The sequence below is a fragment of the Streptomyces sp. 142MFCol3.1 genome, from assembly GCF_000424945.1.
GTDB lineage: Bacteria > Actinomycetota > Actinomycetes > Streptomycetales > Streptomycetaceae > Streptomyces > Streptomyces siamensis.
In genome coordinates this window covers 92,575-117,425 of record NZ_AUKV01000007.1, presented here as the reverse complement: position 1 = coordinate 117,425, position 24,851 = coordinate 92,575, and the positions used below count along the sequence as shown (strand labels likewise).

Genomic DNA, 24,851 nt, shown 5'->3' with positions numbered 1-24,851 from the left:
CCGGCGGGGTGGCCGCCCTGTTGCGGGCAGGGCGCTCCTTCGTCGCCGGGCACCGGCCCGGACCCCCGCACCGCGCAAGTGGGCGCAGGACTCGACCGCCGGCATGCGCGGCGCGGGGAAGACGGCAGCCGCTACGCCGCGTGGCCCCCGTCCACCGAGAACTCGGCCCCCGTGACGTAGGCCGCCTCCGGCCCGGCCAGATAAGCGATCGCCGAGGCCACCTCGTCGGCCGTGCCGAAGCGGCCCAGCGCGGTCATCGCGGCCTGGCCCGCCGCGTAGGGGCCGTCGGCGGGGTTCATGTCCGTGTCGATCGGTCCGGGATGCACGATGTTCGCGGTGATCCCGCGGTCACCCAGCTCCCGGGCCAGTGCCTTGGTGAGCCCGATCAGGGCCGACTTGCCGGTCGCGTAGAGCGTCCCGCCGGGTCCCGGCACTCGCTGGGTCATGCAGGTGCCGACGGTCACGATCCGGCCGCCACGGCCCATCCGCGCTGCCGCGGCCTGGGAGGCCAGGAAGACTCCGCGGACGTTGACGGCGAGTACGCGTTCCACGTCCGCGGGGGACAGCGAGTCGAGCGGGCCGAGGACCCCCACGCCCACGTTGTTCACCAGGACGTCGAGACCGCCGAGCGCCTCCGCGGCGCGGCCCACCGCTCCGGCCGCCTCCGCGGGGTCCGCCGAGTCCGCCCGCAGGGCGATCCCGCGCCGCCCCAGCGCCTCGACGACCCGGACGACATCAGCCGCCGCTTCCTTGCCCTGGACGTACGTGAGGGCCACGTCCGCGCCCTCCCGGGCGAGCCGTACCGCCGTCGCCGCGCCGATGCCACGGCTGCCGCCGGTCACCAGGGCCACCTTGCCGTTCATTGCCAGATCAGTCGTTTCCCGTGTGGTCATGCGTCCATCCCAGCGGGCCCGGCGCCCGGGTGCTGGCGGCGAACGGACACCGTGCTCGAAGCGGAACTCTTTCCTCCGCTTTTTGCGTTCTCCCCTCGTGACTCTTCAGCAAAAGATCGTCGGCAACGCCATGCAGATGGCGGTCGTCAACCTGCGCCCCGGCCAGACCGTGTACTGCGAGGCTGGAAAATTCCTCTTCAAGACGGCGAACGTGACCATGGAGACCCGCCTCTCCGGGCCCTCCGGAGGCGGGGGCGCCCCGCCGGCCGGCAACGGCGGCTCGGGCATGGGCGGCATGCTCCGCCAGGCCATGGGCACGGCCATGCAGGTCGGCCAGCGCGCACTCGCCGGCGAGTCGCTGGCCTTCCAGTACTTCACCTGCACGGGCGGCGAGGGCACCGTCGGCTTCGCGGGCGTGCTCCCCGGTGAGATGCGCGCCCTGGAACTCGACGGCACGCGCGCGTGGTTCGCGGAGAAGGACGCCTTCGTGGCCGCGGAGTCGAGCGTCGAGTTCGGCATCGCCTTCCAGGGCGGCCGGACCGGCCGCAGCGGCGGCGAGGGATTCGTGCTGGAGAAGTTCACCGGACAGGGCACGGTGATCATCGCGGGCGCGGGCAACTTCATCGACCTCGACCCGGCCGACTTCGGCGGGCGCATCGAGGTCGACACGGGCTGTGTCGTCGCCTTCGAGGAGGGCATCCGGTACGGCGTCCAGCGCGTCGGGGGCCTGAACCGGCAGGGGCTGATGAACGCCGTGTTCGGCGGCGAGGGCCTGTCCCTGGCCACCTTGGAGGGCAGCGGCCGGGTGATCCTCCAGTCGCTGACCATCGAGGGCCTCGCCAACGCCCTGAAGAAGGCCCAGGGCGGGGACAAGCAGGGGCCGACGGGCGGCCTGTTCTCGACGCACGCGGGCTGACGCACGCCTCCGGCACGCCGGCGGCAGTCGGGCTCCGGCGGCGCCATCCCACGTACGAGCGCAACGGCCGTCCGCATACGGGAGCTACCAGGCGGTGTCGCCTCCGCCGCCACCCGGCATCCGCGTGACGAATCGGTGTAGTCCCCACGCACCCCCGCCGGTACGGTGATCGTCCCCGTGGCAGCCGTCGACGTCTCCACGCCCGCCCGTGACCGCTGGAGACCGCTCCCATGTCGTCGATCGCCGTACCCGGCGCGCTCGCGCCCCGCCGCGCCTGGCTCACCGACCTGCCCGTCCTGCTGGTGGCCGTGGTGTGGGGCGCCAGCTATCTCGCGGCGAAGGACATCACCACCGCGCGGACGGTGATCGCCGTCCTCGTGCTGCGGTTCGCGGTCGTGCTGCCGGTGCTGGTGATCGCGGGACGGCGCGCGCTGAGGGCCCTGACCGCGGCGCAGTGGCGCGGCGCGGCGTTGCTCGGGCTGATCCTGGGCGGGATCTTCCTCCTGGAGACGTACGGCGTCGTCCACACCTCGGCCACCAACGCGGGCCTCATCATCAGCCTGACCATGATCTTCACGCCGCTCGCCGAAGCGGCCGTCACCCGGGTGCGTCCCTCGCGCTCGTTCCTCGCCGCGGCCGGTGTCTCCATGCTCGGCGTGGTGCTGCTCACCCAGGGCGGCGGCTTCACCCGGCCGTCCGCCGGCGACCTGCTGATGCTGCTCGCCGCTCTCGCCCGGACCGTCCACGTGCTCGCCATGTCCCGCATCAAGGCCGTGCAGGGGGCCGACGCCCTGCCGCTGACCACCGTCCAACTGGGCGCGGCCGTCGCGGTGTTCGCGCTGCTGTCGACCGGCGCCGACGCCACCCCCTGGAGCACCGCCGCGGGCTTCGGCGCACGGGAGTGGGCCGGGCTGCTGTTCCTCTCCGCGTTCTGCACCCTGTTCGCCTTCTTCGTGCAGATGTGGGCGGTGCGCCGGACCTCGCCGTCCCGGGTGAGCCTGCTGCTCGGGACGGAGCCCCTGTGGGCCGCCGCGGCCGGCATCGCCCTCGGCGGGGAGCGGCTCGGCGCGGCGGGCCTGGCGGGCGGCGTCCTGGTGCTCGTGGGGACCGCGTGGGGACGCCGGCCGCCAGGTTGACTCCCGGAAAAATCATCGGACTCGGCGGGAGAAAACCGTTTCCTTGACATTGACATGCCATGCTCTACGCGCGTCATCCTGAAGGCATGAGATTCCCCCCACGAATCACCCGCATCGGCACGCTCGTCTCTTTCATGTCCGCCCTGCTCCTCGGCGGCACCGCGGTGGCCCCCGCCGACGCCGCGACCACGGCCGTCGGCAGCGTCTGTTACGGCGCACTGCCGGCACAGGCGCACGACACCCTGGACCTGATCGACGCGGGCGGCCCCTTCCCGTACCCCCAGGACGGGACCGTCTTCCAGAACCGCGAGGGTGTGCTGCCTTCCCGGTCCTCCGGCTACTACCACGAGTACACGGTCATCACGCCCGGTTCCCCCACCCGCGGCGCCCGTCGCATCGTCACCGGCCAGGAGACCCAGGAGGACTACTACACCTCGGACCACTACGCGACGTTCAGGCTGGTCGACTTCGGCTGCTGAACCGCCCGTGCTTTCGGGGTGACCCGGCCCGCCGGAAGTCCGGTCCGCGATCAGCCGGACTTCCGGCTCTCCGCCGCGGCGAACAGCGCGACCGAGAGCACGATCAGGGCGACGCTCGCGTACACCTCGTAGCCGTCGAGGAAACCGAGCCGGCGCACCACCCCCCCACACTCCCGACACGTGCAGCCGGCCGGTGATCGCCGGTACCAGGCCCAGGACGCCCTGGGCCAGGGCCATGAAACCGAGCACTTCGAGAATCCGCTTCATGGGACGACCCTCGCCCCACGGCCTCCCCACGACCATCGGCCGTGGGGCGAGCCCTGCCCGTCCCGAGTCCGAGGACCCCGCCGCACCGGAGCACCGAAAGTCTGAAGGGCCGCGACTTTGGTCGACGATCGCCGTCGCGATGCGGAGGCACCGGGCGAGCCTGCGTAGATTTGTCGACCGTGAACGGTGACCATCCGGCGCGGCCGGCGCACGACGTACCGGGGCGGACGGCCACGCCCCGCCCCCAGGCCGCGAAGACGGCGCCGCACGGGGCGACGACGACTTCGGAGGGCCTGGCCCCGCAGCCGGTGTCCTCGCTGCGCACTCTGTCCGCCCGGCGCTGGCTGCTCCCGTCGACGGTGATCGCGGAGCTGGACCTCGACGCCGGCCGCCCGGCCCGCTCCGGACGGCCGCGGCGCACCGTACGCGACTGGATCGTCGACTTCGGCTGTTTCCTGCTCGCCCTGGCCATCGGTCTCGCCGCCGCGAACACGCTGACCAAGGACCCGAACACCCCCCACGCCCTGGCCGTCGTCGACCAGGTGCTCGGCGCCCTGGCCTGCGGGGCGGTCTGGCTGCGGCGTCGGTGGCCGCTGGGGCTCGCCATCGCCCTTCTCGCCGTCGGGCTGGTCTCCACCACGGCGGGCGGCGCCGGACTGGTCGCCCTCTTCACGCTCGCCGTGCACCGGCCCTTCAAGTACGTCGGCACGCTCGCCGGTCTCCAGCTCGCGCTGCTCCCGCTGTACTTCTGGCTGCGGCCCGACCCCGATCTGCCGTACCTCGCCGCGATCGCCGTCAGCGCCCTGCTGACCGCCACGGTGGTCGGCTGGGGCATGTTCGTCCGCTCCAAGCGTCAGCTCATGCAGAGCCTGCGGGACCGGGCCCGGCGCGCCGAGACGGAGGCGGAACTGCGGGCCGAGCAGGCCCAGCGGCTCGCCCGCGAGGCGATCGCGCGCGAGATGCACGATGTGCTCGCGCACCGGCTCACCCTGCTCAGCGTGCACGCGGGCGCCCTGGAGATCCGGCCCGACGCGCCCCACGAGGAGGTCGCGCGGGCGGCAGGCGTGATCCGGGAGAGCGCCCACGAGGCGCTTCAGGACCTGCGCGAGATCATCGGGGTGCTGCGCGCGGGGAACTCCGACGAGGCCGGGCGACCGCAGCCGACGCTGGCAGCGTTGGACGCGCTGGTCACCGAGTCCCGTTCGGCCGGGATGAAGGTGGCCCTCGACAACCGCGTCGTCGACCCGGCCACCGTGCCCGCGTCCGTCGGACGCACCGCCTACCGGATCGCCCAGGAAGGACTCACCAACGCCCGCAAGCACGCGCCCGGCGCGGAGGTGACGGTGGCGATGTCGGGCGCGGCCGGCGACGGCCTGACGCTGTCCGTCCGCAACCCCGCCCCGCCGGGCGACGTCCCGCTCGTGCCCGGCTCCGGCCAGGGCCTGATCGGCCTCACCGAACGCGCCACCCTCGCGGGCGGCCGACTGGAGCACGGAGCCGAGGGCGACGGCGGTTTCCACGTCCGGGCCTGGCTGCCCTGGCCCGCCTGACGTGCGGTTACTGAGGACGGGGCCGTTCAGCCCGACGCGAGGGGGCTGGGGGCGGAGCCACGGGGGCCTGGCCAGGGGCGTACGTGGGCGCCGGGCCAGGGGTGAGGCTCCAGCCCGTGCGGCGTTCGAGGACGAGGCCTTTCAGGCCGACCCAGGGGTCCGGGGGCGGAGCCCCCGGGGTGTCAGGCGCCCGGACGCAGGATCACCCTGCGTCCGTGGAGTTCACCCCGCTCCATGCGCCGATGCACCTCCGCCGCCGCACTCAGCGGCAGCACCTCCGTGCTCCGCGGACGCAACAGACCGGCGGGCAGCAGGTCGTTGATGGCGCCCGCCGCCGACGCCAGCTCGGCCGGCGTGGCGTGGGAGATCGCGAACCCCCGCACGGACGCGTCCTTCATGTAGAGCGGCCCCACCGGCAGCACCGGCTCGTCCTTCGCCCCCGCGAGCAGGACGACACGGCCGCGGTGCGCGAGCAGCGCGACGGCCGAGGCGAGGTCGTTGTGACCGGAGGTGTCGACGTGCAGGCCGACCCCGTCGGGGGCCAGCCGCGACAGACGCCCCGTGAGATCCGGATCCCGGTAGTCCACGACCTCCGCGGCGCCCAGGCCTCGGCAGTAGTCATGGTCACGGGGCGACGCCGTCGCGATGACACGGGCACCCGCACGGACCGCGAGGACGACCAGCGCGGCCCCCACGTTCCCCGCCGCGCCGCCGACCACCACGGTCTCGCCGGACTCCAGGCAGCCGTGCGTGAACAGGGCGAGATACGCGGTCGCGGCCGGGTGGACCACGGCCACGGCGACCTCGGGATCCACGCCGGGCGGCAACGGGTACAGCCGGTCCACGGACACCACGGCCTGCTCGGCCGCCGCACCCTGACGCCCGCCGTGCCCGAGGCTGTTGCACCACACGGCGTCACCGACCGAGAAGCCGCCGCCCGGCGTCGCGACCGTGCCCACCAGGTCGCGCCCGACGACGAAGGGAAACTCCAGCGGCGTACGGAACACCCCTGAACGCACGAAGGTGTCTACGGGGTTGACCGTGGTGGCCCGCACGTCGACGAGTACCTCGCCCGGGCCCGGCACAGGTGCGGCGAGCTCTCCGTAGCGAATGACGTCGGGTGGGCCGAGCTGTTCGGCATAAGCGGCACGCATGGCCATGGATTCTTCCACCGGGTGGGCGCACCCGGGCGGAAAGCGCGCGTTCTTCGTCAAGTCGGCCGCAATTCCCTCCCGCCGCACTCCGAAGACGAGGAACCCGGAAGCACCGCGGACTTGACGGACCCGCACGGGCACTTTTGCCCGCGCTCCCCGAGCGGCGCAGCATTCCGGGCATCAGCCGACAACACCGGGAGAGACAAGACCGTGGGTGACAACACCGTGAGTGAGAAAGTCCCGGGGGGGACCCCCTTGTTCCGCGCCGCGGCCGACGTGCTCGTCGACGCCACGCCCCTCCAGGTCTACTCCGTCGTCAGCGACCTCGGCCGCAGCGGCGACTGGAGCGAGGAGTGCGTCGGAGGCGAGTGGGTGGAGGGTGAGCCCGCCACCGTGGGCGCCGTCTTCCGCGGTGAGAACCACCGTGAGAAGGACGTGGTGGCCTGGGCGCCCGTCGTACGCGGCGCCTGGAGCACCCGGTCCGAGGTCATCGCCGCGGAGCCCGGCGCCACGTTCTCCTGGGCGATCCAGGACTCGGCGGGACGCGCTCAGGAGAGCGTCTGGACCTTCGACATCGAGCCCGACGGCACCGGCAGCCGGCTGGTCCACCACTTCCGGATGGGCGCCGCCACGGAGGGAATCCGCGGGATCACCGCAGAGATGGACGCGGAGCAGAAGCAGAAGTTCTTCGCCGACTGGGGCGCCAAGCTGGAAAAGGACCTGGCGGCGACCGTGAAGCGCATCAAGGACGTCATCGAAGGCGAATTCAAGAGCTGAATTCCGAGCCTGTTGAGCCTGGGTAGGAGAGGGCGAGCACGTGTTGCTGCAACGGATAGGAAACCGGGGAATCCGGCTCGGGACGCTCTTCGAGCGAGCGGCCGCCCGGCACCCCGCGAACGTACTGATACTCGACCACGACCTCGACATCGCGCCCGGACTCGGGCGCCGCGCCACGGTCGCCGAAGTCGCCGACGTGATCGACGACTTCGCGTCCCGGCTGTGGGCGGCACGGGTCAGGCCCGGAGACCGGGTGGTCATCTACAAGTCCGACGGATTCGACATCACCCTGCTCGCCTGTGCCACGGCCCGGATCGGTGCCGTACCGGTGCTGCTGTCGCCGAAGCTCGACGGCGAGACGGTGACCGAACTGGTGCGGCGCACCGACCGCCCCTACCTCGTCACCGACCGGGCGAAGCTGGAGGAGGAACTGCCCGACTCGGTCGTCGGGCTGGCCTCCGCCGTGCTGCTGACCTCCGGCACGCACCCGGCGGCCACCCCGCTCGCCGACTTCGAGGGCGTCGAGCGGGTCGCGCCGGTGACCATGCCGCCCGAGCACCCGACGCTCATCACGCACACCTCCGGGACCACCGGCACGCCGAAGCTGGCCGTCCACACCGGGCGGACCCTGCAAGCGCGTTACCGGCCGCAGGCCTCCGTCGTCGGCCCGCTCGTCCGCGGTCGCGAGACGATCGCCCTGCACGTGTCGTTCGTGCACTCGCGGCTCTTCACGGCACTCGCGATCTCGCTGCACCGCGGATTCCCCGTCGTCGTGCTCGCCGACTCCGACCCGGCACACGTGGGGGGCCTGTTCGCGCAGCTGCGGCCGGGAATCCTGGAGGCGCACCCCAACTCCTTCATGAAATGGGAGGAGCTGGCCGACGACCCGCGCCGCCCGCTGTCCAACGTCAAGCTGTACAGCAGCACCTTCGACGCCATCCACCCCCGCACCGTGCGGCGGCTGCTGGCCGCCACCGACCGCCGGGCCCCCGTCTTCGGCCAGCTCTACGGACAGAGCGAGATCGGCCCCGCCGTGGTGCGCTCCTTCAGCAGGCGCCGGCCCGAAGAGGCCGACGGGCGCTGCGTGGGCATGCCGTTCCCCGGCATGACCGACGTCCGCGTCGTCAGCCGCAACGGCCGGCCGCCGTCCAAGGACAACCCCGGATTCATCGAGGTCAAGAGCGACGGCCGCATCGTCACCTACCTCGGCGAGCAGGAGCGCTACGACAAGCAGCTGTCGGACGGCGGCTGGTGGCGCATGGGTGACGTGGGCTACCGCACCAAGTGGGGCTGTCTGCACCTGCTGGACCGGGAGGTCGACGTCATCGAGGGCTTCGGCTCCACGCTGGCCGCCGAGGACCGCCTGTTCGCCCGGCTCGACGACCTCGCCGAGGTCATCATCATCCCCGGCGCGAACGGCACGGCCGTCCCCGTGGTGTGCACCAAGGACGACGTACCGCTGGACCTCGACGCATGGCGGTCCGCGGCCGAGGGCCTGCCGCCCATGGCGGACCCCGTCCAGTGGCGGCTCGCCGATCTGCCGCAGACGGCCACCACGAAGATCAAGCGCCTGGAACTGGCGCGCGTCCTCACGAACCAGGGCGGCTGAGACCATGATCGAGGCAGTCATCACCGGCGGTGGCATAGGCGGGCTCGCCACCGCGCTCGGCCTGGCCCGCCGCGGGCACCGGGCCGTAGTCCTGGAAAGGGCCCCCGAGTTCGCCGAGATCGGCGCCGGCATCCAGCTGGCCCCCAACGGAATCCACGCGCTCGACCGGCTCGGCGTCGGCGCCGAGGCACGCTCCCTCGCCGTCCGCATGGACGAACTGCGGTTCATGGACGGGGTGACGGGCGAACACGTCACCAGCGTGCCGCTCACCGAGGAGTACCGCCGCAGGTTCCGCAACCCGTACGTCGTCGTGCACCGCGCCGAGCTGCACGCCGTGCTCCTCGACGCCTGCCGGGCCTGGGACACCGTCGAACTGCGCGGCGGCAGCGCCGTCACCGGATACGAGCAGACCACCACCGGCGCGAGTGCCGTGCTGGAGAACGGCGAACGGGTCCACGCGGACGCCCTGATCGGCGCCGACGGCATCAACTCCGCGGTCCGCGCACGGCTTGTCGGCGACGGCGAACCCCGCGTCTCCGGGATCACCGTGTACCGCGCGGTCATCCCCATGGACCAGGTGCCGCCGGAACTGCGCCGCGACACCTCCGTGGTGTGGTGGACCGGCCCCGGCTGCCACTTCGTGCACTACCCGATCGCCGGCGGCAAGTACCTCAACCTCGCGGGCAGCAAGGACGACGGAGGCACCCGAGCCTTCGCCGGAGTGCCCGTCGAGAAGGCCCACGTACGCAAGCAGTTCGCCACCCTCGGCCAGGACGCGCAGCGTCTCGTCGAGCTCGGCGACGGCTGGCGGTCCTGGATGCTCGTCGACCGCGACCCGGTCGACACCTGGACCGACGGACGCGTCGCCCTGCTCGGCGACGCCGCCCACCCCATGCTGCACTACGCGGCACAAGGCGCCTGCCAGGCCCTGGAGGACGCCGTCCACCTCGGTGACCTGCTGGAGGACGGCAGCGGTGACGACGTGTCCCAGCTCTTCGAGAAGTACACCGCGGACCGCCGCGAACGCACCGCCGCCATCCAGCTCGCCGCACGCGAGAGCACCCGGCTGTGGCACCCCGCGGGGGGCGCCGCGCTCGCCAGGAACGCCCTCCTCTCCAAGCTCACCCCCGGACAACTGCACGACCAGGTCGCCTGGATGCACGGCGCCCGGGACTTCGGCGCCACCACCCCCGCACCGGCCTACCTTCCCACCCACCCGAATCAGAACGGAGTTCAGGAATGAGCAGCAGCCGTCTCCAGGTCGCCATAGTCGGTGCCGGACCGCGCGGACTGTCCGTACTGGAGCGCCTGTGCGCCGGCGAGCGCAAGCGGCCCACGCACACGGAAGTCGTCGTGCACGTCGTGGACCCGTCCCCGGCAGGTGCCGGCGCGGTCTGGCGCGCGGAGCAGTCCCGGCATCTGCTCACCAACACGGTGGCCTCGCAGATCACCGTCTACACGGACGACAGCGCGCAGATCGAGGGCCCCATCGAGCCGGGTCCGAGCCTGTACGAATGGGCCCAGGGCCTCTCCCTGATCGGCCAGTTCGGCGGCTACGACAACGACACCCTCGACGAGGCCGAGCGCCTCGGCCCCGACTCGTACCCCAGCCGCGCCTTCTACGGCCGCTACCTGCACGATGCCTTCAAGCGCGTCGTCGCCCGCGCCCCCCAGCATGTCACCATCACGGTGCACGCCTCCCGCGCGGTGGCCATGGCCGACACGCACGGCGTCCCCGGCGGCCCGCAGGGCCTGCGCCTGGAGGACGGCACCCGTCTGAACCAGCTCGACGCGATCATCCTGGCGCAGGGCCACCTCCCGGCGCGCCTCACACCGCGCGAGGCCCGCACCGCGAGCCTCGCCCGGATCCACTACCTGACCTACATCACGCCCTGCAACCCGGCCGACGCCGACCTCGGTTCCGTCGCGCCCGGCCAGAACGTCCTGATCCGCGGCCTCGGCCTCAACTTCTTCGACCACATGGCCCTGTTCACCCTCGGCCGCGGCGGCAGCTTCGTCGAGGAGGACGGCAAGCTCGTCTACCACCCCTCCGGCCGGGAGCCCAAGCTGTACGCCTTCTCCCGGCGCGGTGTCCCGTACCACGCGCGCGGAGAGAACGAGAAGGGCGCGTACGGGCGTTACTACCCGAAACTGCTCACCGGCCAGTACATCGAGGACCTCCGCAAGCGCTCCGAGGACGGCGAGCGCATCAACTTCACCGCCGACCTGTGGCCGTACATCTCCCGTGAGGTGGAGAGCGTCTTCTACGGAACGCTGCTGTCCGCCAAGGGCCGTGAGGAGGACCGCGACGCGCTGGTGAGCGCCTACCTCGCCCTGCCGGAGGGCGAGAGCCCCGACGCGCTGCTCGACTCGTACGGCATCGGCGGCACCGAGCGCTGGGACTGGGAGAAGCTCTCCCGGCCCTACGGCAGCCGGAAGTTCACCGACCGCGACGAGTTCCAGGAGTGGCTCCTCGACTACCTGCGCGCCGACGTGACCGCGGCCCGCTCCGGCAACGTCAGCGGACCGCTCAAGGCCGCTCTCGACGTCCTGCGCGACCTGCGCAACGAGATCCGGCTCGCCGTCGACCACGGCGGCCTGGAGGGCAACTCGCACCGCGACGACCTGGAAGGCTGGTACACACCGCTCAACGCCTTCCTGTCCATCGGCCCGCCCGCCGCCCGCATCGAGCAGATGGTCGCGCTCATCGAGGCCGGCGTCCTGGAGGTCACCGGACCGGGCACCCAGGTGCGGCTCGACACCCGCAACCAGGTCTTCGTCGCCGACTCCAGCGCCGTGCCCGGCACTCCGGTGCGCGCCACGGCGCTCATCGAGGCCCGGCTGCCCGAGCCCGACATCCGGCGCACCGACGACCCGCTGCTCAGCCACCTGATCAACACCGAGCAGGCGGGCCCGTTCCGGATCGACGGCAGCTGCGGCACCACGTACGAGACCGGCGGACTCGCCGTCACCGAGCGGCCCAACCGGCTCCTCGACGCCCGCGGGCGCGCGCACCCGCGCCGCTTCGCCTACGGCGTGCCCACCGAGTCCGTCCACTGGGTGACCGCGGCCGGCATCCGGCCCGGCGTCGACTCCGTGACCCTCGGCGACTCCGACGCGATCGCCCGTGCCGTCCTCGGACTGCCGCCGGCGTCCCAGGTCCCCGCGGGCGTACGGCCGGTGACCGACGAGACCGACACCGACCTGACAGGAGTGATCGTGTGACCCACCCACTGGACGCACATCTGGACGCGGACGTGCCGACCGACTCAGGTCTGCTGTCCCCCGTGCGTGCCGGTACCCCCGCCGAGGCGGCCGTCTGCGACCGGGCATGGCTCCAGGCCATGCTCGACGCGGAGGCCGCCTTGGCCCGTGCCCAGGCACGGCTCGGGACGGTGCCGAAACCCGCGGCCGACGTCATCACCCGCACCGCGCGCGCGGACCGCTTCGACCTGCGGGTCCTCGCACTCGCCTCCCGCGAGACCGCCAACCCCGTGGTCGGCCTGGTCCAGGCCCTCACCCGGGCCGTCGCGGAGCGCGACGAGGGCGCTGCGGAGTACGTGCACCGGGGCTCCACCAGCCAGGACATCCTCGACACCGGGGCGATGCTCGTCACCGCGCGGGCACTGCGGCTGCTGCACACCGACCTCGAGCGCGTCGCCGACGCGCTCGGCGCACTGGCCCTGGAGCACCGCGACACCCTGATGGCGGGCCGTACGCTCGCCCTCCAGGCGGTGCCGACGACCTTCGGTCTCAAGGCCGCGGGATGGCGCGCACTGGTCCTCGACGCCGCGCTGCGGGTCGAGCGGGTCCTCGACGGGGGTCTGCCGGTGTCGCTCGGCGGCGCCGCCGGAACGCTCGCCGGCTATCTGGAGTACGCGGCGCTCGACGGCGAGGTGGGGGAGGCGGGCGACTACCTCGACCGTCTCGTCGAGGCGTTCGCCGCCGAGACGGGACTCGCTCCGGCCGTCCTGCCCTGGCACGCGCTGCGCACGCCCGTCGCCGACGTCGCCGCGGTGCTGGCCTTCACCGCGGGCGCGCTGGGCAAGATCGCCGTGGACGTGCAGTCGCTGACCCGCACCGAGGTCGGCGAGGTCACCGAACCCACGGCGGCGGGACGCGGCAGCTCCTCCGCGATGCCCCACAAGCGCAACCCCGTGCTGGCCACGCTGATGCGCGCCGCCGCACTCCAAGTGCCGGTCATGGCTGCCGGACTGACGCAGTGTCTGCTCTCCGAGGACGAGCGGTCGGCGGGGGCCTGGCACGCCGAGTGGCAGCTGCTGCGGGAGTGCCTGCGGCTGGTGGGCGGCGCGGCGCACACCGCCGTGGAGCTCGCCGAGGGGCTGGAGGTCAGTCCGCGCCGCATGCGTGAGAACCTCGCGCACAGCGGGGCCCAGCTGGTCTCCGAGCGGATCGCCGCAGTCCTCGCGCCCCGGTTGGGCAAGGTGCGGGCCAAGCAGTTGCTGAGCGACGCGGTGACGGCGGCCCGGGAGACGGGCCGGCCGCTGCCCGACGTGCTGGCCGACGAGCCCGCCGTGGCCCGCCTCCTCGGTGCCGGTGAGCTGAGCGCCCTGTGCGATCCCGGCGGATACACCGGGGGTGCGGGGGCGTTGGTCGACCGGGCCCTGGGCCTGCCGCCGGCCCCGACCGTCGAACGCGACGCCGCGTAGCCGCCGCCCGAGGGCGTCGCCCGTCCCGCCTCAAGACAGAGGCCCTTCCCCGGACACCCGGGGGAGGGCCTCTCCAGTCTTTTCGCCCCCTCCGCCCCTACCCGTCCCGTCCCCGGGGCTCCGCCCCCGGACCCCGCTCCTCGAACGCCGGAGGGGCTGATTCTCAGCCCCTGTCTCACACGCGGGAGGCCGGAGAGTTCCAGCCCGTCCGGCGCTTGAGGACGAGGCCGCTCAGGCCGATTCGGGGGGCCGGGGGCGGCGCCCCCGAGGTAAGGGACGGGTAGGGGCGGCGGGGGCGGGAGACGTCCGGTGCGGGACCCGGACAGGGGAAGGCCCCGGCCCCCTGGGGGAAGGGCCGGGGCCTGTGGGGACGGGGTCAGATGGTCTGGAGGGGGGCGTGGACGTCGTCGGTCCGCAGGGGCGCGTGGACGTCCTCGGTCCGCAGGGGGGCGTGGACGTCCTCGATGAGGGAGGCGATCACGGCCGGCCCGTTCTGGGTCAGCACCGACTCCGGGTGGAACTGCATGGACGCGAACCCGGGCCCCCGCAACGCGTGGACCTCGCGATTGCCGGGATCACGGCAGACCTCGATCTCCCCGACGCCGGGGACGTCGAGCCGGTCCGCGGCGCTGCGCGCGGCGAACGTGTTGTAGAAGCCGACCCGTTCGAGGCGCCCGAAGAGGTCGATCTCCCGCTGGACCCCCTGGTTCGGCACGGCACGCCGGTTGAGGTCGAGCCCCAGCTCCAGGCTGAGGACCTGATGGCTGAGGCAGACCGCGACGAACGGCTTGCGGGAGTCCAGGAGCGTACGGACGGCCGCGCGCAGATGCGCGATCTTGGGGTGGGACAGATCCCGCGGATCACCCGGACCCGGGCCCATGACCACCAGGTCGTGGTCGTCGAAGGAGTACGGCTCGTCGAACCGGCGTACCGTCACCAGCAGTCCCATGGAGCGCAGTTGGTGCGCGATCATGGCCGTGAACGTGTCCTCGGCGTCCACGACGAGGACCTTACGGCCGTCCGCCACAGGAGCCTGCCGCGCGCCCTCGGCCAGCCAGAACCCGGCGATCGTGGTGTTCCGCGCGGCCAGCGCACCCCGCACGCTCGGGTGCTCGGCGAACCGCGCCGGCTCCTCCGCGCCCAGCGCCGCCAGCAGCCCGGCCGCCTTGGCACGCGTCTCCGCGACCTCGGAGTCCGGATCGGAGTGGCGCACGAGGGTGGCGCCCACGCCGATGGCGAGGCGGCCCTCGGCGGAGATGTCCGCCGTACGGATCAGGATCGAGGAGTCCAGCGTCCGCCCGCCCCGCGCGTCACGGCCGATGAGGGCCAGCACACCGCTGTAGTAACCGCGGCCGTTCGGCTCGTGCCGCCGGATGACACGGGCCGCGCTCTCCAGCGGGGAGCCCGTGACCGTCGGCGCGAACAGCGTCTCGCGCAGGATCTCGCGCGGATCGCGGTCCGTCTCGCCCTCGATGAAGTACTCGGTGTGCGCGAGCCGGGCCATCTCCCGCAGATACGGTCCGACCACCCGGCCGCCCGTCGCGCAGATCCTGGCCATCATCTTGAGTTCCTCGTCGACGACCATGTACAGCTCGTCGGCCTCCTTGCGGTCGGCGAGGAAGTCCATGACGTCGGGCAGGGTCGGGCCGGCGGCGGGATAGCGGTACGTGCCGCTGATGGGGTTCATCACCGCCGTACCGCCGTGCACGCTGATGTGCCGCTCGGGGCTCGCGCCCACCAGCGTGCGGGTCCCGGTGTGCACGAGGAAGGTCCAGTACGCGCCGGACTCCTGCACCATCAGCCTGCGGAACAGCGTGAGCGCGCTCGCCGGCGAGTAGCCGGTGATGTCGGCCGTGAAGGACCGCTTGATGACGAAGTTGGCGCCCTCGCCCTCGCCGATCTCCTCCTTGATGATCCGGCGGACCGTGTCCGCGTACGTCGCGTCGTCGATGTCGAAGTGCCCGCCGGCCAGCCGGATCGGCACGTCGGGGATGCGCGCCAGCACGTCGGCCACCGGCAGGGTCTGCTGTTCCGTGACCGCCATGGCGACCAGCGGCGCCCCGTCGTCGGCGACGTCGAACCCGCGCTCGCCGATCTGCCGGTAGGGGACGAGCGCCAGCACCTCGTGGCCGGGTGCGGAAGCGGCGGGAAGCGGGAGACCGTCGAGGGTCTCCGGCTCGCTCACCTCGCCGACGAGCACCTCCAGTGCGGCGCGGCCGGTGGCGGCGGGCCGGTGGACCAGGGCGTACGCGGGCGGCTGCCCGGACAGCACCTGGTCGAGCAGGTCGCGCGGAGCGCCGGTCATGCGAAGACCTCCTTTGCGGGGATGACGACGGCACAGCGCTGGGCCGCGTAGTGGAGTGCGGTGCGGTGGTCCTTGGCCGAGAAGTCGGCGACGGCGTCGGCGACGACGAACGGCTGGATGTCGTGCGAGAACGCCTCGGTCGCGGTGATCAGCACACCGACGTGCGCGTACACACCGCAGATGATCAGCTGGTCGCGGCCGGCCGTGCGCATCCGCTCCAGCAGATCCGTGTTGAAGAAGGCGCTGTAGCGCCACTTGGTGAGCATCCAGTCGCCCTCCCGGGGCGCCAGCGGCTCGACGACCTCGCGGTCCGCGGGGTCCACCCGCATGCCCGGACCCCAGAAGTCGGCGAGCAGTCCGCGCTGCCCGGCGTCCATGCCGCCCGGCTGCGCGGTGTACGCGACCGGGACGCCGAGTTCAGCGCAGCGGTCCCGTAACAGCGAGGCGTTGCACACGAGTTCGTCGGCCGGCCCCTGGTCGGGTATGGGTTTGAGGAAGTAGCGCTGCATGTCGTGGACGAGGAGGACCGCGCGGTCCGGGTCCGCGGACCAGGCCGCCGTGTTCGGCGGCAGGTCGCCCGGCGCGGGCATCGCGTACGGCTCGATGGTCGGAATGCCTGCCATGGCAGTGGAAGTCCCTTCGGATCTGCGTGGGTCGGGCGCCTTGTGGAGGGTCAGGCGCCCAGCGACGCGCCGCCGTCGACGGTGAGCATGTGCAGGGTGATGTGTGCGGCGCGGTCCGAGAGCAGGAAGACCACGGCGTCGGCGATGTGCGAGGGCTGTGCGATGCGGCCGAGCGGGATACCGACACGGAAGGCGTCCGCGCGGCCCTCGACAGTCCCCCGCGGGCCCGACTCGTCGTGCCACATCGAGCTGAGCATCGGGGTGTCGGTGGAGCCGGGCGCGACGACGTTGCAGCGGATCCCGTGCCGGGCCACCTCCAGCCCCAGGCTCCGGGTGAACATGGTGGCGGCGGCCTTGGACGCGGCGTACGCGGCCATCTCGGTGCGCGGGGTGGCCGCGGCGTTCGAGGAGACCGTGACGATCGCCCCGCTGCCGCGCTCCGCCATGCGGTCCACGACCGCGCGGCTGACGTGGAAGACGCCGTTCACGTTGACCGCGAACGTGGTCTGCCAGTCCTCGTCGCTGAAGCCGCGCACCTCGCCGAGGCGCAGCACGCCGGCCGCGTTCACCAGATACCGGACCGGGCCGAGCCGTCGTTCGACGGCGTCGACCGTCGCCTCGACCTGTGCGCTGCTGCTGACGTCGGTGGCGAACGCCTCGGCCCGCAGCCCGTCCGCCCGCAGTTTCTCCACCGTTTCGCCGAGCGCGTCGGCGTCACGGTCGACGGCCGCGACCGTCGCGCCCCGTTCGGCGAGCGCGCGGCCCACCGCGGCGCCTATGCCGCCCGCGGCGCCCGTGACGAGGGCGACCCGGTTCTCCCATTCCTCGTTTTCTTGCTGGTTCTCCATGTGCGGGACCTCCCTGGTCCGGTCATCCGCGCCAGGCCGAGACCACGGATGCGGCCTGGACCGGGTTGAGCCGCGGGTCGCAGAAGCTCGTGTACTTGTCGCCGACGTGGTCGATGTCGTCCACGCCCGTGACGCACTCCGTGACGTGGTCCGGAGTGGTCTCCAGGTGCAGTCCGCCGGCGATGCCGCCGGAGGTGCGCACCGCGCACTGGAAGCCCTCGACCTCCCGGACGATCGTCTCGACGAAGCGGGTCTTCAGCCCGTCGGGGGCGGTCACCGTGTTGCCGTGCATGGGGTCGGTGAGCCAGATGACCGGATGGCCGGCGGCGCGCACCGCCCACACCAGCGAGGGCAGTCGCTCGGAGACCAGGTCGGCTCCCATCCGTGCGATGAGGGTCAGCCGGCCGTGCCGCCGGTGCGGGTCGAGCCGTTCGCACAGCGTCAGCAGGTCGCGCACCGACATGGTGGGACCGACCTTGCAGGCCACTGGGTTGACGACCTGGGACAGCAGGGCGACATGGGCGCCGTCCGGCTGCCGGGTGCGCTCGCCGATCCACGGCCAGTGGGTGGAGGTCAGCAGGAGCCGGCCCTCCTCGTCCCGGCGGACCATGGGGAGTTCGTAGTCGAGGAGCAGGGCCTCGTGGCTGGTGAACACCGGCGGGCAGATCACCGACGGGCGTCCGTCGTCGAGCCAGCCGAGATGGCGTACGGCCTCCTGGGCGGCCGCGTAGCCGTCGAGGAGCCGGCGCGGGTCGGGCCGGCGCAGCTCCGGGTCTGGCTCCGGGCTGTTGACCATGTGCCCGCGATAGACGGGGAGTTCGGTGCCTCCGATCACTTCGGTGGGCCGAGAACGCGGCTTGGCGAACTGGCCGGCCATCCGGCCGACCCGGACCACGGGCGTATGGGTGATCATCTTTAGGGTGCCGGCGAGCACGTCCAGCAAGCCGGCCTTGCGGGCGACATAGCCCGCGGTGCATTCGGTGGGGTCCTCCGCACAGTCCCCGGCCTGGACCACATGGGCTTCACCGACGGCCACCCGCGCGAGCAGGTCGCGCAACGCGGTGACGTCGTCGTGACCGACGAGTGCCTGACTGTTCGACAACTCCCCTCTGACCGAACGGATCAACTCTGTCCTGTCCCAATCCGGCTGCTGCAGCGCAGTCCGCGATCGGACACTGGGCAGATCAATGTCCACGGTTGTCTCCAAGGCTGTTCCTACGGGTGCTCCTTGGTGACAAAGGGTGCGAGGGCGGCGGGTATCGGCCAACGACGCATCGGCTAATACGTCAGATGAAGCGCATGTCCATCAGGTCGCCCGCGCTTCCCGACGGGCGCCCGCGCAGCACGAGTTGACATTGTCCGCGCAGCGAGGTCGCGCAGTGCGGAAGGACCGCGCATGCTGACCCGTCGTCCTCAATCACGGCGCCGGGAGGGGTTATGCGGGGCGGAATTCTGCGTCGTCTCATTTCCGAGGGCGTTTCCCCATGGCTGAACGGATTTCACCGTGGGTTTCTCCAGGCGCGGCGGCTGTCCGCGCTGGCGGCCGAGGAAGGCGTGCGCGGCGCCACCGCGCAGCCCGCCCTGCTCTCCGCCGCCCTGTCCGCGGACAACGCCTACCGTCCGCAGCTGGCCCGGCTGGCCCGCGACGGGACGGACGTCGGCGCCGCGCTCAGGGCGTTGCAGACCCAGGACGCGCGCCTGGCCTGCGACGACCTCGGCGCCGTCCACGAGGCCACGGGCCGCCGCGACGGGCACGTGTCCATGGACCTCGACCCGGGGCTCGCCCACGACGCCGCGGCCACCGTCGCCGCGGCCACCGCGCTGATGTCCGCCGTCGCCCGCCAGAACGCGCTGGTGAAGATCCCGGCCACCGCCGAAGGGCTCACGGCCATCAGGGACTGCGTGGGCCGGGGCATCGGAGTGCACGCGGTCGAGATCTACACACCGCGGCGCTACCGGGAGGTCGCGGACGCCTACTGCGCGGGACTGGAGATCGCGCGGGACGCCGGCCGGGCACTGCACGGCATCGTCTCGCTGGCCTCGGCGCCGGTGCACCGCATCGACACCGAATGCGACGCGCGACTGGCCGAGTTGGGTACCCCCGCCGCGGACGCGCTGCGTGGCGGGACCGCCCTGGCACTCGCCCGGCTGATGTACCACGACTACGACGCGCGGCTGGGCAGTGACCGCTGGCGCAGGCTCGCCGCAGCGGGCGCCAGGCCGCAGCGGCTGCTCTGGACGGTGGACGGACCGCACACTCCTGACCAGGCCGGATACGCGGCCCGACTGGTCGGATGGCACACCGCGCTGGCTCTTCCGCTGCGCTCCCTGGTCGCCGCCGACAGGTGGGGAACGCCGTGCGGGGACACGCTCGACGGCCGTCGCTGGGAGGCCCTTCGCGTGTTGGACGAATTCGAACGGACCGGCCTACGCTTCGAGGCGGTCGCCGGGAGGCTCGCCGCGCATGGCGAGAAACGGCTGGTCCGGTCGTGGGAAGCACTCCGCGGGACGGTGGGCACCCAACTGCGGCTGCACGGCGCCCGATAGCGACACACCAGAGCACACGTGCGGGGGAGTGGGAGGCAGTGTGTCCCAGGAGCCGACGCGGGACGCCAGTTCCGCCGTACTGGAACTGCTGGCGGCGGGAGCCTCCGGCGACCGTCTCACCTCCCTCGTGGACGAGGCCAGGGTGCGTGGCGTGGATGCCGCGGAGCTCGCGGAGCTGGAGCGCGCCGCACGGCTCGGGCTGAGTATCTCCTCGCGCTGGGAGCGGCACCGGCAACGCGAGAGCGGTCTGTCCACACTGCTGGAGGCCGCGCGCGACCTGGGCGCCGTGCACCAGCCGGAGAGCACGCTGGTCCAGGTGATCGCCCGGCGCGCACGGCTGCTGCTGGGCCTCGACATGGCGTACGTCTGCTTCCGCGAGGAGGACGACGCGGGCCGGCGCGACCCTTCGGCGCACGAGGACGGGGAGCCTTCGGAGCTTGCGTCACGGGCCCCCGCGGGCTCGCGGAACGGAGCGCTCACGCACCGGGCGCCTCCCGCCGGCGCGCGGGACGAGGACGCGCCGGCCGGCGAGCCGGCCACGGCGCGGGTACGCGTCCACGCCTCGGACGGACGGATCGCCGGCCTGGACGTCGGGCTGACCCTGCCGGTGTGCGAGGGGCCGGGGAGCATGGCGATGACGGACCCGGTGCCCTTCTGGACCCCGGACTACCTCACCGACGAGCGGATCGAGCGCAGTGCCGCGGTCGACAAGGTGATCGGGGCGGAGGGACTGCGCACCGTGATGGCGGTGCCGCTGAACCGGCAGACCCGGCCCTTCGGCGTGCTGCACATCGCCGCGCGGACCGTGCGGCACTTCACCGCCGACGAGGTGGCGCTGATGAGCGCGTACGGCGAACTCGCCGGCGCCACCCTGGAACGGGCCCGGCTCCTGGACCGGGCGGCGGCACTGCGGGAGTCCGGTGACGCGCACGCCAGGATGCTCCAACTGGTGCTCGGCGGCGGCGACTTGAACGAGGTGGCGGAGGAGACCAGCAAGCTGCTCGACGGCGCCGTGCGGATCTGCGGCTCCGACGGCGTGGTCCTCGCCACCGCGGGCGAGGTGCCGGAGGTCGAGTGGGAGCACGCGGCGGCCGGTGCCCTGGACGCGCACGGCGCCTGCCATCCCGTACCGCTGGACGAGGACGGCATGTGGGCCGCGCCGATCTGCACCGGCACCGTCGACCTCGGCACCGTCCTGGTGCACCCCAACCGGCCGCTCACCGACCATGCCGCACAGCTGCTCGGGTTCGCGACCCAGGCGATGGCGGTGCTGATGCTGCTGGAGAACAGCCGGGCGGCGATCGCCGAGGGGCAGGTGCGTGACGACCTCCTCGACGAGCTGCTCACTCATCCCGACCTGTCACCGAAGAAGATACGGACCCGGGCGCGCAGGCTCGGCGTCGAACTGGACGGCCCGCACGTGGTCGTCGTCGCCCGGCCGGAGGAGGAGACCCCGGCCAGGGCCTCGGTGTGGGCGGCCTCGTACGCCTACCGCAAGAGCGGCCTGAAGAGCATCCGGCACGGCACGGCGGTGTTCCTGCTGCCGGGCACCGATCCCGGCGCCGCGGCCCGCGCGCTGTCCGGCGAGCTGACGCCGCTGCTCGGCCATCCGGTGACGGTGGCCGCCTCGGGCCCCGTCGCGGACCCGGCCGGGGTGCGGCACAGCTACCAGGAGGCGGTGCGCTGCCTGGAGGCGATGACGGCGCTGGGGGCGGTGGGAAGGGCCGGCTCGGCCGGTGAACTGGGCTTCCTCGGGCTGCTGTTGTCCGACACCCACGACGCCGAGAAGTACATCCAGTCGGTCCTCGGACCGCTTCTCGCCTACGACGAGCAGCGGCTCTCCGAGCTGACCCACACGCTGGAGGCCTTCTTCGAGGCGGGGGCCAGCCCCACGTACGCGGCGCGGCGGCTGCACGTCCATCCCAACACGGTCGCCCGGCGGCTCGAAAGGATCAGCGAACTGGTCGGCCCGGACTGGCAGCAGCCCGGACGGGCGCTCGAAGTGCAGCTGGCGCTGCGGCTGTTGAGAATCCGCAACCATCTGGTGAGCCGTGAGCCGTGAGCCGTGAGCCGTGAGCCGTGAGCCGTGAGCCGTGAGCCGTGAGGCGTGAGGCGTGAGGCGTGAGGCGTGAGGCGTGAGGCGTGAGGCGTGAGGCGTGAGGCGTGAGGCGTGGTCCGGGGGCCGCCGGCGGCGAGTGCGTCCGTGGGCCCGGGCCGTGACGGGACCTCGTCCCCCCGCGGGCGAGTCCTGGCGGCGCGGCGGGCCGGGCCGCCTCAGGAGGCCTGACGCACGCCCCCGCCGCTGCGCAGCTCCTCGTCGTACGTTCCGTACGTCCCGTCGAGCGCCGCGACGGCGTGGGCGGCCGAGGCCAGAGTGGCGTGCCGGTGCCAGCCGTTGAAGGAGCGGCCCGCGTAGTCGCGGATGCCCACCTGCTCGGAGATCTCCGTGAAGTCCCGGTCGACCCGGCCGAGAAGCTTGGTCAGCCGCAGCAGGGCGACGGGGTTCATGTCGACCAGGTCGGTCAGCCACAGCTCGGCCGGCCACGCCTTGCCGCTGTCGCCGATGCCGATGAGCAGCATGTCCCCGCCGCCCCGCATGCCGGGGGCCCGGGAGGCACCGCGGATGCGGACCGCGGCCACCAGGCTGGTGCGCATGGCGTGTTCGGGGCTGTGGTCGCGCCACACCGCGGGACGGCGCAGCAGCTTGGCGGCGGACATGATCTGCTGCGCGGGCATCGACTCCGGTGCCGGGCGGCCGATCTGCGCCGGGTCCGCGGGCGTCAGCCGCAGAGAACCGCTGACGCGGAGCAGGTGCGGGACGCCGGAGGAGCGGAAGCGGCGCACGACGGACATGGCGTCCATGTCGCGGGCGTCCATGACCACCGGCCGGGCCGGCAGCCCCCAGTCCCGCACGGCGAGCATGGCCTCGACCGCGGCCTCCTCCGGCGACTCCTCGCGCACGCTGTCCGGGATGGCGGCCTGTCGCCGGCGGAGGCCGTTGTCCAGCCAGTCCTGCGGGATGTCGAGCCGCCAGTTGACCGGAACGCTGGACTCCTGGGCCGCCGCCCACACGCCCACGGCCTGCTGCACGCCACGGATCTGGCCGAGCTCGGGGACGTAACGCCGGTACACGCCGACCGAGTTGTCGCCCGCCTTCGGGATCACCATGCGGCGGATCACGTAGGCCTCCGGGGCGACGGTCCGTGCGACGTACTGGGCGAGTGCCTTGCGGACCGGCATCCAGTGCCATGTTGAACTGGAAACGAAGTGGTGGAGGCTCTGTTCGCGGGCCGATCCGCCGGCCGGAGCCGCCATGTTCCTTATGGACTTGCGCCCTTCGGTGGCAAGGAGGCCCTGGATGTATTCCTCGCCCTTCCTGCGCTGATCGCTGCGCGGGAAGGTGGCGAACAACGTGGAAGAGAGTTCGGTGCCGCTCATCGGAATCCCACCTCGGTTCGGAGTCGCTCTGTTGAGCTGGCTCCACAGTGCGCGGCACTCAGTGCCATGCCCAGGTGGTCCGGACACACGGTTGGGGGCGGTCGCGGTGACCGCGCAACCGTCCCGGGCCGCGATGGTGGGGAGCCCACCACGAGGGCCCTCCGGACGGTGTCCGGACCACCGCGTCCGGGCGCCCGGAGAGGGGCTCCGACGGTGCGTCCGCTCCGGGGACCCGTCCCGGGTCCAGCTGCGGCGGGATGCCGGCTCCGGATCGCGCCGCGATGCGTGTTCGATGCGGGGAGTTCGGCTCGCGCGGGTTGTCGGGGTGCGGGGGGTTCGGCTCGCGCAGGCTGCGGCGCACCGGCGCTCGGCTCGGGCCGGCTGCCGGTGCGAGGCTCGCGTGGGTCGCGGGGCGTCCGCCCCGGTCCCGGCGGGTGTCGCAGGCCCGCCCGCGGCAGCCGCCGGATGCCGTGGTCGACCGGCCGCACGCCGGTCGGGAATTCCCGCTTTCGCAGCCCCACATGAGATTCGACGAAGCCGAGTTGACGAGGTCCGACCTTAATTTACAAGGCATTTGACAGCATTCGACACCGCGGGGTTCCATCTCGAACGGAGAGGCTGCGACTAGCGGGGAGGCCTGCATGCCTGGGGCGACGAGCCGGACCGAGGCCGTCATGCCGGCCGGTTGTGGTCGGAGGGAACCGGCACAGCCGGACGCCCTGCCGACGGCCCGGCGCGCCTGACACCGTCCGGCGCCGGCCGCCCCCGACGACCCGCGGCACCACGATCGTGGCGCCGTCCCCGACGAAACGGTCCGCGACGAACCGTACCCAGATGAACCGTCCCTGGATGAACCGCCCCAGCACGAGGAGGAATCGATGGACAGCCCGGTGGTGGTGATCGGAGGCTCGGGCCGGCTCGGGCGTCTGGTCGTGAGCAGGCTGTTGGACCTGGGTGAGCGCGTCCGCGTGGTCGGCCGTGGCGCGCCCCGGGAGGCGTTGCCCGTGGGAGTGACCTACACCGCGGCCGACGTACGGGAACCGGGTTCGCTCGACGCACCGCTCGCGGACTGTTCCGCGCTGGTCTACTGCGTCTCTCCCGGCACCGACGACACCGGGCCGGACCGGCCCGAGACGACGATGTACCTGGGCGTGCGCCATGCGCTCCGGTCTGCCGTCCGCACGGGCCGCCGTCCGCACGTGGTCCTCGTCAGCCAGATCCACGCCACGCACTACGGCCACCCGCTCAACGCCTACGGCAAAGTGCTGGACTGGCGCCGCGCGGGAGAGGACGAGGTCCGCGAGTCGGGCCTCTCGCACACCGTGGTGCGCCCCGGCTGGCTCGTGGACGACCAGCGGGCCGGCTCCCGGGTACGCCTGGTGCAGGGCGACCGTGCCACGGGCCAGGTCTCGCGGCAGCATGCCGCGGAAGCCTGCATCCAGGCCATGTACTGCCCTTCCGCGATCGGCGTGACCTTCGAACTCTTCAACGAGACCGGACCCGCGGTCACCGACTGGGAGTCCTCCTTCGCCGCACTGGACTGGGACCGGATTCCCGTGGGCTGAGCCGGGGACGGGAGACCCCTGTCCACGGCCACACCTTTCCACCCCCATGGAGACAGCGCCGTGCTGCTCATGGC

Annotated in this window: 19 protein-coding genes; 12 read left to right on the top strand and 7 right to left on the bottom strand. The window is 72.6% G+C overall.

Features of this window, described 5'->3' with window-relative positions:
• Positions 1-131: 131 nt before the first annotated feature.
• The gene (locus H305_RS0111985) at positions 132-893 is read right to left on the bottom strand and encodes an SDR family oxidoreductase (protein WP_028800589.1); all 762 of its coding nucleotides are present in this window, start codon (positions 891-893) and stop codon (positions 132-134) included.
• Positions 894-990: 97 nt separating this feature from the next.
• Between H305_RS0111985 and H305_RS0111980 the strand changes: the two genes are divergently transcribed.
• The 4 genes from H305_RS0111980 to H305_RS0111960 all read left to right on the top strand — a co-directional run bounded on the left by H305_RS0111980 (position 991) and on the right by H305_RS0111960 (position 5,241).
• A complete protein-coding gene (locus tag H305_RS0111980; RefSeq protein WP_028800588.1) occupies positions 991-1,809 on the top strand; it encodes an AIM24 family protein in 819 nt (272 codons plus the stop codon).
• Between the two features lie 230 nt (positions 1,810-2,039).
• Positions 2,040-2,945 (top strand): DMT family transporter, encoded by a 906-nt coding sequence (locus H305_RS0111975; RefSeq protein ID WP_028800587.1) that lies wholly within the window; start codon positions 2,040-2,042, stop codon positions 2,943-2,945.
• Positions 2,946-3,031: 86 nt separating this feature from the next.
• Entirely contained in the window at positions 3,032-3,424 is a 393-nt protein-coding gene (locus H305_RS0111970; protein ID WP_028800586.1) for a ribonuclease domain-containing protein, read from the top strand.
• A 560-nt stretch (positions 3,425-3,984) separates the two neighbouring features.
• On the top strand, positions 3,985-5,241 hold the full coding sequence (locus tag H305_RS0111960) for a sensor histidine kinase (protein ID WP_051370552.1): 1,257 nt from the start codon (positions 3,985-3,987) through the stop codon (positions 5,239-5,241).
• A gap of 182 nt (positions 5,242-5,423) precedes the next feature.
• Here the strand turns inward: H305_RS0111960 and H305_RS0111955 are convergent, their stop codons facing one another.
• On the bottom strand, positions 5,424-6,395 hold the full coding sequence (locus H305_RS0111955; RefSeq protein ID WP_028800584.1) for an NADPH:quinone reductase: 972 nt from the start codon (positions 6,393-6,395) through the stop codon (positions 5,424-5,426).
• Between the two features lie 225 nt (positions 6,396-6,620).
• On the opposite strand from H305_RS0111955, the gene H305_RS0111950 reads away from it, so the two are divergent.
• The 5 genes from H305_RS0111950 to H305_RS45565 are packed head-to-tail and all read left to right on the top strand — an operon-like array spanning position 6,621 to position 13,451.
• The gene (locus tag H305_RS0111950) at positions 6,621-7,172 is read left to right on the top strand and encodes an SRPBCC family protein (protein ID WP_028800583.1); all 552 of its coding nucleotides are present in this window, start codon (positions 6,621-6,623) and stop codon (positions 7,170-7,172) included.
• A gap of 40 nt (positions 7,173-7,212) precedes the next feature.
• A complete protein-coding gene (locus tag H305_RS0111945; protein WP_028800582.1) occupies positions 7,213-8,781 on the top strand; it encodes a class I adenylate-forming enzyme family protein in 1,569 nt (522 codons plus the stop codon).
• A gap of 4 nt (positions 8,782-8,785) precedes the next feature.
• On the top strand, positions 8,786-10,024 hold the full coding sequence (locus H305_RS0111940) for an FAD-dependent monooxygenase (protein ID WP_028800581.1): 1,239 nt from the start codon (positions 8,786-8,788) through the stop codon (positions 10,022-10,024).
• Entirely contained in the window at positions 10,021-12,006 is a 1,986-nt protein-coding gene (locus H305_RS0111935; RefSeq protein WP_028800580.1) for an FAD/NAD(P)-binding protein, read from the top strand. Before H305_RS0111940 ends, H305_RS0111935 begins: the two co-directional genes overlap by 4 nt.
• On the top strand, positions 12,003-13,451 hold the full coding sequence (locus H305_RS45565; RefSeq protein WP_051370535.1) for a class-II fumarase/aspartase family protein: 1,449 nt from the start codon (positions 12,003-12,005) through the stop codon (positions 13,449-13,451). The genes H305_RS0111935 and H305_RS45565 overlap by 4 nt, the downstream gene beginning before the upstream one ends.
• Positions 13,452-13,827: 376 nt before the next feature.
• Here the strand turns inward: H305_RS45565 and H305_RS45560 are convergent, their stop codons facing one another.
• Genes H305_RS45560 through H305_RS0111910 form a run of 4 tightly spaced genes read right to left on the bottom strand, consistent with a single transcriptional unit; the run spans position 13,828 to position 18,422 of the window.
• Positions 13,828-15,756 carry an anthranilate synthase family protein gene (locus H305_RS45560; RefSeq protein WP_078629003.1) on the bottom strand — a complete coding sequence of 643 codons (1,929 nt, stop codon included), beginning with the start codon at positions 15,754-15,756 and terminating at the stop codon, positions 13,828-13,830.
• Positions 15,753-16,379 (bottom strand): isochorismatase family protein, encoded by a 627-nt coding sequence (locus H305_RS0111920; RefSeq protein ID WP_028800579.1) that lies wholly within the window; start codon positions 16,377-16,379, stop codon positions 15,753-15,755. Before H305_RS0111920 ends, H305_RS45560 begins: the two co-directional genes overlap by 4 nt.
• A 50-nt stretch (positions 16,380-16,429) precedes the next feature.
• Positions 16,430-17,227, bottom strand: a complete 798-nt coding sequence (locus H305_RS0111915) for a 2,3-dihydro-2,3-dihydroxybenzoate dehydrogenase (protein ID WP_028800578.1) — start codon at positions 17,225-17,227, stop codon at positions 16,430-16,432.
• A gap of 22 nt (positions 17,228-17,249) precedes the next feature.
• The gene (locus H305_RS0111910) at positions 17,250-18,422 is read right to left on the bottom strand and encodes a 3-deoxy-7-phosphoheptulonate synthase (RefSeq protein ID WP_028800577.1); all 1,173 of its coding nucleotides are present in this window, start codon (positions 18,420-18,422) and stop codon (positions 17,250-17,252) included.
• 242 nt (positions 18,423-18,664) lie between these two features.
• On the opposite strand from H305_RS0111910, the gene H305_RS0111905 reads away from it, so the two are divergent.
• On the top strand, positions 18,665-19,774 hold the full coding sequence (locus H305_RS0111905) for a transaldolase family protein (RefSeq protein ID WP_037763563.1): 1,110 nt from the start codon (positions 18,665-18,667) through the stop codon (positions 19,772-19,774).
• Between the two features lie 40 nt (positions 19,775-19,814).
• Positions 19,815-21,836, top strand: coding sequence for a helix-turn-helix domain-containing protein (locus H305_RS0111900; RefSeq protein ID WP_028800575.1), 2,022 nt, complete (start codon positions 19,815-19,817; stop codon positions 21,834-21,836).
• A 212-nt stretch (positions 21,837-22,048) separates the two neighbouring features.
• Here H305_RS0111900 and H305_RS45555 read toward each other — a convergent pair whose 3' ends face one another.
• Entirely contained in the window at positions 22,049-23,212 is a 1,164-nt protein-coding gene (locus H305_RS45555; protein WP_063611317.1) for a transposase, read from the bottom strand.
• A gap of 878 nt (positions 23,213-24,090) precedes the next feature.
• Here H305_RS45555 and H305_RS0111890 point away from each other — a divergent pair.
• A complete protein-coding gene (locus H305_RS0111890; protein ID WP_028800574.1) occupies positions 24,091-24,777 on the top strand; it encodes an NAD(P)H-binding protein in 687 nt (228 codons plus the stop codon).
• The last annotated feature ends 74 nt before the right edge of the window (positions 24,778-24,851 follow it).